The 13,833-nt window shown below is 63.2% G+C and carries 8 protein-coding genes; 6 read left to right on the forward strand and 2 right to left on the reverse strand.

Translation table 11 applies throughout. The features are described 5' to 3' along the window. Positions 1-27: 27 nt before the first annotated feature. The 3 genes from CLV45_RS06710 to rhaM all read left to right on the forward strand — a co-directional run bounded on the left by CLV45_RS06710 (position 28) and on the right by rhaM (position 5,151). Positions 28-2,880: a glycosyl hydrolase gene (locus tag CLV45_RS06710; RefSeq protein WP_100335597.1), complete on the forward strand. Its 2,853-nt coding sequence runs from the start codon at positions 28-30 to the stop codon at positions 2,878-2,880. A 145-nt stretch (positions 2,881-3,025) separates the two neighbouring features. Continuing rightward, on the forward strand, positions 3,026-4,570 hold the full coding sequence (locus tag CLV45_RS06715; protein ID WP_100335598.1) for a sialate O-acetylesterase: 1,545 nt from the start codon (positions 3,026-3,028) through the stop codon (positions 4,568-4,570). A 266-nt stretch (positions 4,571-4,836) separates the two neighbouring features. Then, positions 4,837-5,151 (forward strand): L-rhamnose mutarotase, encoded by a 315-nt coding sequence (rhaM, locus tag CLV45_RS06720; RefSeq protein WP_100335599.1) that lies wholly within the window; start codon positions 4,837-4,839, stop codon positions 5,149-5,151. Between the two features lie 194 nt (positions 5,152-5,345). On the opposite strand, the gene CLV45_RS06725 is transcribed toward rhaM, so the two are convergent. Together CLV45_RS06725 and CLV45_RS06730 are read right to left on the reverse strand one after the other, a co-directional pair. Further along, positions 5,346-6,863: a RagB/SusD family nutrient uptake outer membrane protein gene (locus tag CLV45_RS06725; RefSeq protein ID WP_100335600.1), complete on the reverse strand. Its 1,518-nt coding sequence runs from the start codon at positions 6,861-6,863 to the stop codon at positions 5,346-5,348. Positions 6,864-6,893: 30 nt separating this feature from the next. After that, a complete protein-coding gene (locus tag CLV45_RS06730) occupies positions 6,894-10,106 on the reverse strand; it encodes a SusC/RagA family TonB-linked outer membrane protein (RefSeq protein WP_100335601.1) in 3,213 nt (1,070 codons plus the stop codon). Between the two features lie 577 nt (positions 10,107-10,683). On the opposite strand from CLV45_RS06730, the gene CLV45_RS06735 reads away from it, so the two are divergent. The 3 genes from CLV45_RS06735 to CLV45_RS06745 all read left to right on the forward strand — a co-directional run bounded on the left by CLV45_RS06735 (position 10,684) and on the right by CLV45_RS06745 (position 13,625). Then, complete coding sequence (locus tag CLV45_RS06735; protein WP_100335602.1) at positions 10,684-12,129, forward strand: glycoside hydrolase family 28 protein; 1,446 nt, start codon at positions 10,684-10,686, stop codon at positions 12,127-12,129. A 101-nt stretch (positions 12,130-12,230) separates the two neighbouring features. Beyond that, positions 12,231-12,803, forward strand: a complete 573-nt coding sequence (locus tag CLV45_RS06740) for a Crp/Fnr family transcriptional regulator (RefSeq protein WP_100335603.1) — start codon at positions 12,231-12,233, stop codon at positions 12,801-12,803. Between the two features lie 81 nt (positions 12,804-12,884). Continuing rightward, complete coding sequence (locus CLV45_RS06745) at positions 12,885-13,625, forward strand: SDR family oxidoreductase (RefSeq protein ID WP_100335604.1); 741 nt, start codon at positions 12,885-12,887, stop codon at positions 13,623-13,625. The last annotated feature ends 208 nt before the right edge of the window (positions 13,626-13,833 follow it).

Below are 13,833 nucleotides of genomic sequence, written 5' to 3' on the forward strand. Positions count from 1 at the left end.
ACGTTCTTCTTTATAACCCGCTCCCATATGAAAAAGTCCCTGGCTCTGTCCCTGTTGCTGACCGCCGCGCTGGCCCAACCCGGCTTCGCGCAAGCCCCCAAATGGCCCGAAATAACCCAGCAGGCCAAGCCCTGGACGCGCTGGTGGTGGCAGGGCAGCGCCGTGAACGAGCAGGACCTGACCCGCCTGCTGACCCAGTACCAGCAGGCCGGCCTGGGCGGGGTCGAAATCACCACAATTTACGGGCAGCAAGGGGCCGAGCCGCAGTTTATCAACTTCCTCTCGCCCAGGTGGGTGGATATGCTGGAGCACACGCTCAAGGAAAGCGGGCGGCTGGGGCTGGGCGTGGATATGGCCCAGGCTTCGGGCTGGCCCTTCGGCGGGCCCTGGGTCAGCTCGGCCGACGCCTGCAAGTACGCCACCTACCAGACCTACGCCATGCAGGGTGGCGAGCAGCTCCAGCAGGCCGTGACTTTCGTGCAAAAGCCCATTGTGCGCACCGTGGGCCAGCCCATCGACCTGAAGCAGCTCAAGGAGCCGGTGGCCAGCAACCCCGATTTGCAGCTCCACGCCTTCGACCAGGTCCGCTTCGAAAAGCCCCTGCCGTTGCAGGCCCTGATGGCCTATTCGGAGAAGGGCGAAATGCTGGATTTGACCAGTAAGGTAGACGCCGCCGGTAAGCTGAACTGGACCGCCCCGCCCGGCCGCTGGAAGTTGTATGCCCTGTTCGAGGGCTGGCACGGCAAGCAGGTGGAGCGGGCCGGCCCCGGCGGGGAAGGCGACGTGGTGGACCACTTCTCCAAAACTGCCACCCAGCACTATCTGCAGCACTTCGACGAGGCCTTCAAGGGCCGTAGCCTTAAGGGCTTGCGCGCCTTTTTCAACGATTCCTACGAGGTGGACGATGCCCAGGGCGAGGCCAACTGGACGCCGCTTATGTTCTCGGAGTTTCAGAAGCGCCGCGGCTACGACTTGCGTCAGCACCTGCCGGCGTTGTTTGGGCAGGCCTCGGCCGACGAAAACCAGCGGGTGCTGACCGACTACCGGGAGACCATATCGGAGCTGCTGCTCGAAAACTACACCCAGACCTGGGGCGCCTGGGCCAAAACCCATGGCGCGCTGATTCGCAACCAGGCCCACGGCTCCCCGGCCAACATCCTGGATTTGTACGCCGCCACCGACATTCCCGAAACGGAAGGGGAGGATTTGCTGCGCATCAAGTTTGCCTCCTCGGCGGCCCACGTCACGGGTAAAAAGCTGGCTTCCTCGGAAACGGCCACCTGGGAAAACGACCATTTCCTGTCCTCGCTCGGCGACGTAAAAAAGGCCCTGGACCGGATGCTGCTCGGCGGCATCAACCACACCTTTTACCACGGCACCAACTACTCTCCCCAATCGGCGCCCTGGCCCGGCTGGCTGTTTTACGCGGCCGTCCACTTCAACCCCAACAACACGTTCTGGCCGGATTTCGGGCAGTTGAACCGCTACGTGGCCCACTGCCAGTCGTTTCTGCAGGCCGGCAAGCCCGCCAACGACGTGCTGGTGTATCTGCCTATTTACGACGCCTACCAGAAGCCCGGCAAGGTCCTGCTCCAGCACTTCGACGGCATCGAGCACGGCTTCAAGGGCATGACCGTGGGCACCACCGGCGAAGAGCTGCTCAAGCGCGGCTACGGCTTCGACTTTATTTCCGACAAGCAGCTGCTGCAAGTCACGGCGGCCGGCAAAACCCTGCAAACCGGCGGGGGAGCCACCTACCAGACCATTCTCGTGCCCGATGCCCGCACCCTGCCGCTGCCCACGCTGGCGCAGCTGCTGAAGCTGGCCAGCAGCGGCGCCACCATCGTGTTTCAGAACGGCTTGCCCACCGACGTGCCCGGCTGGGGCAACCTGGCCGCCCGCCGCGCCGCGTTTAAAAAGCAACTGGCCCAGCTCAAATTCACGGCCGGGGCCAAGGGCAGCAAAAAGGCCGTGCTCGGCAAAGGCGCGGTGCTGGTGGGCGCCAACGTCGACCAGCTTTTGGCCCAGGCCGGGGTGAAGCGCGAAACGATGGTGGACTCCGGCCTGCAGTTTGAGCGCCGCCGCTCGGCCAAGGGCCTTACTTACTTCGTGGCCAACTGGAGCCCCAAGCCCGTTCACGCCTGGGTGCCGCTGCAAACTGCGGCTAAGTCGGTGGCGCTCTACAACCCCATGACCGAGCAGCTGGGAATGGCCGCCGTGCGCACTTCCGCCAAAGGCCAGCCCGAGGTGTACGTGCAGCTGGCCCCGGGGGAGTCCTGTTTGCTGGAAACCTCGACGGCAGCGGTAATTGCCCCGGCCTACGCTTACCAGAAACCCGCCGGCCCGGCCCAGCCGCTCACCGGCCGCTGGGACGTGAAATTCGGGGTGGGCGGCCCCGAGCTGCCGGCCCCGACGCAGGTGGAAAGCCTGAGCTCCTGGACTACCTGGCAAGGCGACGCGGTGAAGAAATTCGCCGGCACGGCCACCTACACCCTGGCTTTTGCCCGGCCCCAGGGCGCGGCCGACGGCTGGCTGCTCGACCTGGGCCGGGTGGCCGAAACGGCCCGGGTGCACCTCAACGGCCAGCCCCTGGCTACGCTCATTGGCCCCACGTATCAGGTCTTTATTCCCAAAGCCCAGCTCCAAGCTACCAACACCCTGACCGTGGCCGTGAGCAACGGCATGGCCAACCGCATTGCGGATATGGACCGCCGCCACGAGTCCTACAAAAACGCCTACAACATCAACATGTCGAGCAAGCTGGCCGAAAACCGCGGCCCCAACGGCTTGTTCACCGCCGAGAAATGGACTCCGCGCGAGTCGGGCCTGCTTGGCCCCGTCACCCTGACCCCAACCACCACCGGCCAGCAGGTGCAGTAGGGCCGGAACCGAATAAAATTATAAGAACGTCATGCTGAGCGCAGTCGAAGCATCTCTACCGCAGTGCTAATTCGCACCGAAGCGGGAGAGATGCTTCGACGAGCTCAGCATGACTACAACGCTTACTCCTCGTTTCTAACGGCTTATGCGCATTTCCCGGCTCCTTACGTCTGCTTTCCTGCTGACCCTGACTTACTCGGCCCAAGCCAACGTCACGCTGCCCGCCCTGATTGCCGACAACATGGTGCTCCAGCAGAAAAGCACCGTGGCCCTCTGGGGCTGGGCCGAGGCCGGAGAAACGGTGAGCGTAACGGCCAGCTGGCAGAAAGCCCCGGTCAACGCTACGGCCGATGCGGCGGGCAACTGGCTGGTGCGGGTACCCACGGGCCAGGCGGGCGGGCCGTATACCATCCGGTTTCAGGGCCGGAATGAGCTGACGGTGCGCAACGTGCTGCTGGGCGAGGTCTGGCTGTGCTCGGGGCAGTCGAACATGGCGTTTTCCGTCAGTAAAAAGCCCAACAGCGGCTCCTATACCGGCGTTATCAATGAGGCCGAGGTGGTGCCCAAGGCCAGCTACCCGGCCATCCGGATGTTCACCGTGAAGAATACCGTGGCCAACGAGCCCCAGCGCGACACCCAGGGCCAGTGGCAGGTGTGTAGCCCCCAGACCGTGGGCGAATTCTCGGCCGTGGCCTACTTTTTTGCCCAGGAAATCCACGAGCACACCCGGCTGCCCATCGGCCTGATCAACTCGACCTGGGGCGGCACCCCGGCCGAGTCCTGGACCCGTAAGGACGTGCTGGAGCAGGACCCCGACTTCCGGCCCATCCTGCGCCGCTACGAGCGGGGCCTGACGACCTTCGAGCAGGACCAGGCCACCTACAAGCAGCAACTGGCCGAGTTTCAGCAGGAGCGGGCCGCCAACCCGCAAACGGCCCGTATGGCACCCGTCGCGCCGGTGGGAGTTACCTCGAATAAGTCGCCCTACAAGCTCTACAACGGCATGATTCGGCCCCTGATTCCCTACACGCTCCGGGGCGTACTCTGGTACCAGGGCGAAAACAACGCCGACCGGGCCTACCAGTACCGCCGTCTGTTTCCGGCCCTGATCCAAAGCTGGCGGCAGGAATGGCAGCAGCCCGAAATGCCCTTTTACTTCGTCCAGATTGCCCCGCACCGCAGCCAGAATCCCGAAATCCGGGAGGCCCAGCTGCTGACGCTGCAAACCGTGCCCCGCACCGGCATGGCCGTCATCACCGACTGGGGCGACTCACTCGATATTCACCCCCGCAACAAGCAGGTGGTGGGCCACCGCCTGGCCCAGTGGGCCCTGGCCAAAGACTACGGCGCGAAGAAAACGGTGTATTCGGGCCCCATCTACCACAGTATGAAAGTGGAAGCCGGCGGCCAGGTGCGCCTGCGCTTCGACTACGCCGCCGGCGGCCTGCAAGCCCGGAACGGGCCCCTGCGCGAGTTCACCATTGCCGGCCCCGACAGCGTTTTTCGCCCCGCCCAGGCCCGTATCGAGGGCAACTCGGTGGTGGTCTGGAACGAGCAGGTAAAGCAGCCCGTGGCCGTGCGCTTCGCCTGGCGGGCCATTCCCAACCCCAACTTCTACAACGCCGCCGGCCTGCCCGCCACGCCCTTCCGCACCGACCAGTGGAAGCTCAAAACCCAGGGTTTGCTGTAAGGTGAGTAGCAGGGAGTTACTGCGCCTGTCCTCCTCCATCTGGCGTACGCAGAGCGAAGGACCTTCCTCGCCTCAGTGACAAGCATCATTCAACGTGCTAAAGCCCATTACTACTGGTCAGGGAAGAGCTTTGGTATCAGGCTCGGCGGGGTAGGGGAGGAAGGTCCTTCCCTCCGCTGCGCTGCATTCAGGATGACAGGGAGTACATCAATTCGGCAGTTTTTCCGGTCTACGCTAATTCACTTACTTAACCCTTATCCGTCATCATGGAAGAAATTGCCTTTACCATGCAGCTCAAGCCCGGCGTAGCGGCCGAGTATCAGCGCCGCCACGACGAAATCTGGCCCGAGCTAACCCAGGCCCTGCACGAAGCCGGCATCCGCGACTATTCCATCTTCCTGGACGAGGCCAGCGGCCGGCTGTTTGCCGTGCAAAAGCGCCGGCCCGGCCACACCACCGACCAGCTCCCGAGCCAGGAAATCATGCGGCACTGGTGGGCCTACATGGCCGATTTGATGGAAACCAACCCCGACAACTCGCCCGTAGTGCAGTCCTTGGCTCGGGTGTTTCATCAGGACTAACCTATCCGTAGCGCGAACTGTGGCTGCGCCGACCTACGGTTGTAGTTCGTGTGCCCCGCGCTGAATCAACGATTGTCGTTCAGCCACGCGAACTACAGCCAACGGTCGGCGTAGCCAAAGTTCGCGCTACAAGCAAACGGCCCGCACCTGGGAGTTCCGGATGCGGGCCGTTTTAGCACAGTCGTAAGCTGCAGTTAATACCCTGGGTTCTGGTCGTAGAGGCCGGGGGCGGCGCTGAGCTCGGCCTGCGGGATGGGGTAAATAATGCTGTTAGCCGAGATGTTGCGGGTGATTTTGTTGCGGGTGTCTTCCTTGGGAATCCAGGCGTTCATCACATCCAGCACCACGCCCTCGCGCACCAAGTCGTGCCAGCGCAGGCCCTCACCGGCAAACTCCCGACGCCGCTCCTCCAGCAGCTGAGCCAGCGTGACGCCCGTAATTGGGCCCAGTCCGGCGCGGCTACGCACCTGGTTGACGGCCGCGTCCACGTCGGCCGGGGTGCCACCGGCACCGTGCAGGATGCACTCGGCCCGCATCAGTAGCACGTCGGTGTAGCGGAGCACGATGAAGTTGATGGGCCAGTCGAACCGGTCGACGCCGCGCAGGGTTTCGTTCAGGTATTTGCGCTCAAAGGCCCTGGTTTCCTTGATGTTGGTGAGCGTGGTGTAGCCCATCTGGAAGTTGAAGTCCTTGCGCCCGTCGCCGGTGGGGTAGGAGTTGAGCAGGTCGTTGGCCACGGGCTTGATTTCCTCGGCCCCGGCAAAGGGAATCTTCACCGCCGCGAAGTACACGCCCGGCGACACCAGCGTGGGCAGCGTGCCACCCCGGCCCGTACCCCCGCTGATGTACTGCACGTCGAAAATCACCTCCCGGTTGTTTTCGTTGGTGTAGCTGAAAATATCCGCGTACTTGGGTACGAAGCCAAACTTGCCGCTGGCAATGATTTCGTTCAGCAGCGTAGCCGCCTTGCCGTACTCATTGCTGCCCAGGCCCGGACCCTGAATGCCGTAAGTCGGGCCCGAGCGGGTGAGGTAGACCAGGGCCAGCAGGGCCTTGGCGGCGCTGGCCGTGGCCCGACCCACGCTGCCCTTGTCGGCCGTCACGGCGTTGTCGTAAATGAGCGGCAGGTTGGCAATGGCCGTTTGCAGGTCCGAAATTATCAGCTCGTACACCTGCGCTACCGGGGTACGGGGTACTTTCAGCACCTCGCTCGGCACCAGGGCCTTATCGATGAGGGGCACCCGGCCGAAGGTGCGCACCAGGTCGAAGTAGTAGAAGGCCCGCAGAAACTTGGCCTCGCCCTCGGTGCGGCTGCGCACGGCCGCGCTCAGCACGCTGCCGTTGGTGCCGGCCAGCTGATCGAGCACGGTATTGGCCCGCAGGATGGCGTTGTAATTCGTGGTCCAGGCCTCGGCAATGTAGGGGTTGGTGGCCAGCGTGGTCTGGAAGTTGTTGATGGGCTCCCAGTCGCGCACCCCGGCCTCGCCCACGCCGTAGATGTTGTCGGAGCGCATTTCCGAGAGGTTGTAGAGCCGGTCGGGGTAGGCCACCAGGCCGGCGTAAGTGGCCGTCAGGGCCTGGTCGAAGTCGTTGGGCGTTTGGTAGAACGTGGGCACTGAGCCGCTCGAAAGCGGGGCCTGGTCCAGGTCTTTTTCGCAGGCGCTCAGCGTCAGGAGCAGGGCCGCGGCCAGGGTGGTATAGCGGTTTTTCATGGGTGAAAAGCTCTGTGGCAGCAATTGCGGTTAGAAAGTCAGGTTCAGGCCCAGTACCAGGGACTTGGTCAGGGGCAGGCCGCCGTAGTCGACGCCCACGGGGAAGCTTGCGTCGCCGCCGTCGGTGTTCACCGCCTCGGGGTTGTAGCCGCCGTCGTATTTGTCCTGGCCGAAGAAGTTTTCGGCTGTCACGTAGATGCGGGCGCCCTGGGCAATGCTTTTCTTAATAACCAGGCCCAGATCGTAGCCCAGGGTGATATTGCGCACCCGGTAGTAGTCGGACGAATACAGCCAGTCGGTGTTTTTGATGCGGCCGAACGTCGAGTAGGCCTTGCCCCGCTCACCCGCGCCGGGGTTGTCGGCCGAGCGCCACCGCTCGGTGTAGAAGGCCGGCACGTTGTCGACGTAGCCCTGCCCGGTCCGGTCGATGGCCCGGCCGAAGAGCGAGTAAATCGAGCCGCCCCACTGGCCCTGAACCAGCACGCTCAAATCGAAGCCTTTGTACTTGAAGCTGTTGGTGATGCCGGCCACGTAGTCGGGATTCGGGTGGCCCACGATGACCCGGTCGTTGGGGTCAATCTTGCCGTCGCCGTTGGCATCGAAGTACTTCGGGTCGCCCACGGTCTGGGAGCCGTACAGCGCGGCCTTGCTGTCCAGGTCGGCCTGCGACAAAATGCCGATCTGCTTGACGACGTAGATGCTGTAGAGCGGCTGACCGACCTGCAGGATGTTGTTGGGAATATCGAAGGCCGACACCACCTGAATCGGGGCGTCGCCCTGGCCCAGGTGCACTACTTTGTTGGTGTTGTGGGCCAGGTTCACGGCCGTGTTCCACTGGAAGGCGCCGGTCAGGTTGCGGCTGCTCAGCTCCAGTTCCCAGCCCTTGTTCACCACTTCACCCACGTTGGTAAGCTGGGTGGTAAAGCCCGCCGAGGACGGAATGGGCACGTTGAGCAGCAAATCCTTGCTGGTTTTGGTGTAGTAGTCGAACGAGCCGGTGAGGCGGTTTTTGAGCACCCCGAAGTCTACGCCCACGTCCAGGGTCTGGGACTTTTCCCACTTCAGATCGGGGTTATTCACCCGGTTCGGCGCCTGTCCGTTCACCGGCGTCGTGCCGAAGCTGTAGCCGTAGCTGCCCAGGGTGGCCACGCTGCTGTAGTCGCCGATGTTGTTGTTGCCCGACAGGCCGTAGGAAGCCCGCAGCTTGAGCTCACTCAGGGCACTGAGGCTCTGCAGAAAGCTTTCCTGGGACAGGCGCCAGCCCGCCGACACCGACGGAAACACGCCGAACTGCTGGTTCTGCCCGAAGCGCGAAGACCCGTCGCGGCGCACCGTGCCCGACACCAGGTATTTGCCCAGATACGAGTACTGCACCCGCCCGAAGTAAGACACCAGCACGTTGCGGGTTTCGGTGGTAAAGTTGTTGGCCGTGCCCGACACGCTGGCCGCTCCGTTGATGGTCGTCACGGCGCTATTGACGAAGCCCCCGGCGGCCGTCAGGCGCTGGGCATCGAGCTTGGTCACGTTATAGGCGTAGCCCACCAGGGCCGAAAAGTCGTGGTTGCCGCCCAGGTTGAAGCTGTAGGCCAGGGTGTTTTCGTTGACGAAGGTGGTGCGCCGGTAGCCGTTGTAGGAGCCCTGGGCCTGGCGGTTGCCGAGGCTGCCGTTCACGAAGGCCGGGCTGTAGGCTTTGGTGGCCCCGTCGCTGTTGTCCAGGTTCAGGGTGGAGCGCAGGTTCAGGTTTTTGACCAGCTGGTACTCGGCGTAAAGCGTGGCCAGGGTGCGCATGGTGCGGGTTTCGCCGGTGTTGTTTTCCAGCTGCCGCAGCGGGCTGTTGCGCGTGGCGCCCCAGCGGTAACTGGTAAAGTCGCCGGTGTTGGTGTTCAGGCCGGCCTCGGCCTCCACGACGGGCGTAATCGAGGTGAGCAGGTGAATCAGCGCGTCCTTGCCTTCCACGCCGGGGTCCTTGGCCACGGAGTAGGAAGGGGAGAGGTTGAGGCCAAACTTGAGCTTGTCGGTGGCCTTGATGTCGAGGTTGGCCCGGCCCGAGTAGCGCTTATAGCCCAGGCCCGGCAGAATCCCGGTCTGGGTGAAATAGTCGCCCGACACGTAGTAGTTCACGAAGTCGTTGGCCCCGCTGGCCGACACCTGGTAGTCCTGGGTGGCGCCCTTCTGAAAAGCTTCCTTTTCCCAGTCCACGTAGGTCAGGCCCGGGTGGCCGGGCTCAAACCACCGGTCGTCGACCATGTAGGTGGGGTTGATGGTGTTCACGCCCAGAATCTTCATCCGCTCGGCTGTGGTTTGGGCGGCGGTGCGGCCCGTCCCCGAGCCGACCCAGGTGGCGTTGATGATTTCGGTGGCCCGGTCGACCCACTGCTCGGCGCTGAGCATGGGCAGGGTGCGCACGGCCTGGCTGTAGCCGGCGTAGGTGTTCAGGTTGATGCGGGGCTTGCCGCTTTTGCCCTTTTTGGTGGTAATCAGCACCACGCCGTTGGAAGCCCGGGAACCGTAGATGGCGGCCGCCGCGGCATCCTTGAGCACCTCGATGCTTTCAATGTCGTTCGGGTTGATGTTGTCCAGCGGGCTGCCCGTGCCGAAGCGGCCTCCGGCATTCTGGGCAGCCGTTTCCAGCGGAAATCCGTCGATGACGTAAAGCGGCTCGTTGCCGGCCGTAATGGAGCCCGAGCCCCGCACCTGCACCGAAAAGCCCCGGCCCGGCACGCCCGTCGTCTGCTTGACCTGCACGCCGGCCAGCTGCCCGATCAGGGCCTGATCCACGCGGGCAATGGGCCGCTCTTCGAGCTGCTTGGCGTCGAAGCGGGCAATGGCGGCCGTCACGTCGGCCTTTTTCTGGGTGCCGTAGCCCACTACCACCACTTCCTCCAGGGCCTTGGCGTCGTCGGCCAGCCGGATGCTGAGCGTCGTGGCCCCGCTGAAGCTTTGCTCCTGGGTTTGGTAGCCGATGTAGCTGAAAACCAAGGTGCCGGCCGTTTCGGGCACGGCCAGCGCGAAGCTGCCGTCGGGTCCGGTGGTCGTGCCGCGGGTCGTGCCCTTGAGCACTACCGTGACGCCGGGCAGGGCCTCACCGTTAGACGCCGTTACTTTGCCCGTCACCTGCCACTCGGCCACGGCCGCCGGGCGGGCTACGGCCAGCGTCAGGGCCGGCAGCCGCTCGGCCAGCAGGGGCCCGGGCAGCGCGAAGGTTGCCAGACCAGCCAGCCACCAGGTAGAAGTTTTTTTCATGGGTACGCGGGGTGAGAGGTGAAATGAATGGGGCCGAAAGCCGCAAGGCGTTGCCAAATTATTCCTTCACTCACCCCAAACTCTCCTGTAGACTGCTGGGTGGGATTATTTGGGGATGTAATTTTACGTCTGGACCAGAACAGAGCGGCAGTTTCAGCGGTAAATAGCTCGGCAATAGAATATTTGGCCGCAGGTCGCCTCAGCCGTGCAAATACCAGGCTGGCCATAAATTGGATAGAGTAGCCGCTGAATCAGCCCCGAGCCGCTGGCGTCACACTAAAAAACGGGCTGCGTCTAGCCCTGGCAATGCGGTTCAGCGAAGTGCCGCAGTGAGTACTTGCTCACGCAAACCCCGGTTTACCGGCCGGCTTCGGCGCCAAACCGCCGGCAGCAGGAGGGTACGGGAGGGTTCGGGCACCGGCAAGGCCCACCTTTGGAATAATTGGAGAGCCTAGTTGACCGACGCGTGGCCACAGGGTAGCCGGAAAGCTTATGTGGGAATTTGACTTCCTGCCGCCGGCCACGCGTCACCTCGGCTTACCCATTACCTGGCCTTTCCGCTTTTCGCTCCACCCGTATGCTGCTCAACCTGACTTTCCTGCTGCCGTTACTCACTTGGCTCGGCAGCTTCACCGAGCCTGTTTCGGCTCCCGTTTCTACCGTCCCTCCGGCCGCTACTGACCCGGCCTGGGTCAAGGAAACCGGCGCCAAAACCCGACCCGCCACCAAAAACACGTTTCTGGTGGCCAAGTACGGGGCCGTGGCCGACGGCAAAACCCTCAATACCCAAGCCATTCAGAAAGCCATTGACGCGGCGGCCAAGAAAGGTGGCGTCGTTACGTTTGCGCCCGGCCAGTACCTGACGGGCTCCATCTTCCTCAAGAAAGGGGTGACCCTGAACCTGCCCAAGGGCGTGACGTTGCTCGGCAGCCAGGACCTGAAAGACTACCCCGAACTACCCACCCGCGTGGCCGGCATCGAAATGAAGTGGCCCGCCGCCCTGATCAACGTGCTCGACCAGGACAACGTGGCCATTACCGGCGAAGGCACCGTGGACGGGCAGGGCAAGCCGTTTTGGGACAACTACTGGGCCATGCGCAAAGACTACGACCCCAAGGGCCTGCGCTGGATTATTGACTACGACGCCAAGCGTCCCCGCACCCTGCTAGTGGCTAATTCCTCGAACGTGACGCTCCAGGGCATTACCCTGCAGCGGGCCGGGTTCTGGACGGTCCACATTCTCTACTCCAAAAACGTAACGGCCGACGGGCTGACGATTCGCAACAACATCGGCGGCCACGGCCCCAGCACCGACGGCATCGACATTGATTCGAGCTCCTACGTGCTGGTCCAGAACTGCGACATCGACTGCAACGACGACAACTTCTGCCTCAAGGCCGGCCGCGACGCCGACGGCCTGCGCGTGAACCGCCCCGCCGAGTACATCCTGATTCAGAACTGCGTGGCCGGGGCCGGCGACGGACTTTTTACCTGCGGCTCGGAAACTTCCGGTGGCATCCGTCACGTCATTGCCCGCAACCTCACGGCCAAGGGCACCAAGGTCGGCATCCGCATCAAGTCGGCCCTCACCCGGGGCGGCACCGTGGAGGATATTACCGTCGACAACATCGAAATGGACGGCGTGGGCACGGCCATCCTAATGACCATGAACTGGAACCCGGCCTACAGCTACTCGTCGTTGCCCGAGGGCTACACCCAGGAAACCCTGCCCGCCCACTGGAAAGCCATGCTCACCAAGGTGGAGCCCGCCGAGAAGGGCATTCCCCACTTCAAGGACGTGACCATCACCAACGTGCGGGTGCGCAACGCCAAAACCGCCATTTCGGCCGAGGGCCAGGCCAATTCCCTGCTGGAAAATATGACCCTCGAAAATATTACCATGACGGCCGAAACTGCCGGCGGCATCAACTATGGCACCGGCTGGCACGTGAAAAACATCAACATCACGGCCCAGGACCAGGAGCCGGTGGCCGTCATCAACAGCACGGGCATGAAATTTTAGAGCTTTTTATTGGATTGGGAGAAAAAAGCGGCCTCTGGTAGGGGCCGCTTTTTTGTTTTTGGGATATTGCCCCACTATTTCTGTTCTTTTATCCTATTCCCATGGCGGCTGCTCTGCTGGCGTATTTGCAACTGTTTGGACCGCTGCCGGCCCCCGACCAGACGTTGATTGCCGGCGCCTGGACGCCCCGGTCCCTGGCCGAAGGCGAGACGTTGTTTGCGGCGGGGGCAGTGTGCCGGGAGCTGTTTTTTATTGACCAGGGCGTGTTGCGCATTGTGGTAACCCAGGAAACGGGCAAGGAGGTGACCCACTTTTTTCTGGCTGAAAATCGGTTCTGCACCATTCTGCGCAGCTTTACCCACGAAGTGCCCGCCGCCGAAAGCATACTGGCGGCTTGCCCGGCCCGGGTCTTGGTCATCGGTAAGCCCCGGCTGGAGGCACTCTACCAGCAGCTGCCCTACCTGCGCCCCCGCATCGACCAAATCATTCAGCAGGGCCTGCTCGACAAGATTCAAACCCGCAACGCCTATCTGGGCCAGGACTCGGCCACGCGCTACCAACGCTTCTTGCAGGGGCAGCCTGACATTGCCCGCCGCGTGTCGCTCACCGATGTGGCCTCCTACCTGGGCATCACGCCCCAGTCCTTGAGCCGGATTCGCCGGGGCAGCCGCTAGGGCCGTTTTTACCATTTGGTAAGTAGCTGGGGCGGGGCCGCCGCGGACCTTTGTCGGGTTCAACCAACGTCCTTCAACCCCATGCACGAGCAAATCACCCCAGGAGTATTAATCGGCCAGCGCGTTGTGGTGCTCGGCGGCAGCGCCGGTATCGGTTTGGCCACGGCCCAGCTGGCTGCCGCCGTCGGCGCCCAGGTTGTCATCGTCTCCAGCAACCAGCCGCGCCTCGAGGCGGCCTTACAGAGTTTGCCCGGAGCCAGCACCGGCCACCTCGCCGACCTTACCCAGGAAGCGCAGCTGCATGCTCTATTCGAGCGAATCGGCGCTTTCGACCACCTCGTCTTTACCGCCGGCGAGTCGCTGCTGCTGGGCGAGCTGGTCCAAACCGACCTATCCCTCATCCGGCGGGCGTTTGAGTTGCGTTACTACGGCGCCCTGGCCGCGGTGAAGCACGCCCAGCCGTACGTGCGGCCTGGCGGCTCCATAACCCTAACGTCCGGCATTGCCAGCCGGCGGCCCGGTAAAGGCTGGGCCGTGGGAGCCAGCATCTGCGGGGCCATCGATGCCCTTACCCGGGCCCTAGCCGTGGAGCTGGCCCCGATTCGGGTCAATAACGTGGCGCCGGGCGTGGTAAAAACCGACCTCTGGGCCGCTATGCCCGCCCCCGACCGGGCTGCCATGTACGCCGGTATTGGTCAGAGCCTGCCCGTTGGCCGCGTGGGCGAAGCTCCCGACGTTGCCCAGACCTACCTCTACCTGATGCAGCAGCGCTACGGTACCGGTCAGAGCATCGTGGTGGATGGCGGCAACGTACTGGTTTAAACGGCGGACTTCGTTGCTACGACCCACCGGGCTGGCTGTTTGCCGGCCCGGTGGGTCGTTTTACGTCCTTGAGAAAGTACCCGTGGGCGCCCCTGTGCTGGTCCGGAATCTAGGTCGGGGTAGAAGGGTAGGGCCTCGGCTACCGACTTGGAAAACTTGCATTATTCTTTGCCGGTAGGTAGTCAATCGGCGAAACCAGCCCTCGGCT

Origin of the sequence: Hymenobacter chitinivorans DSM 11115, assembly GCF_002797555.1 — a bacterium.
Classification (GTDB): Bacteria; Bacteroidota; Bacteroidia; order Cytophagales; family Hymenobacteraceae; genus Hymenobacter; species Hymenobacter chitinivorans.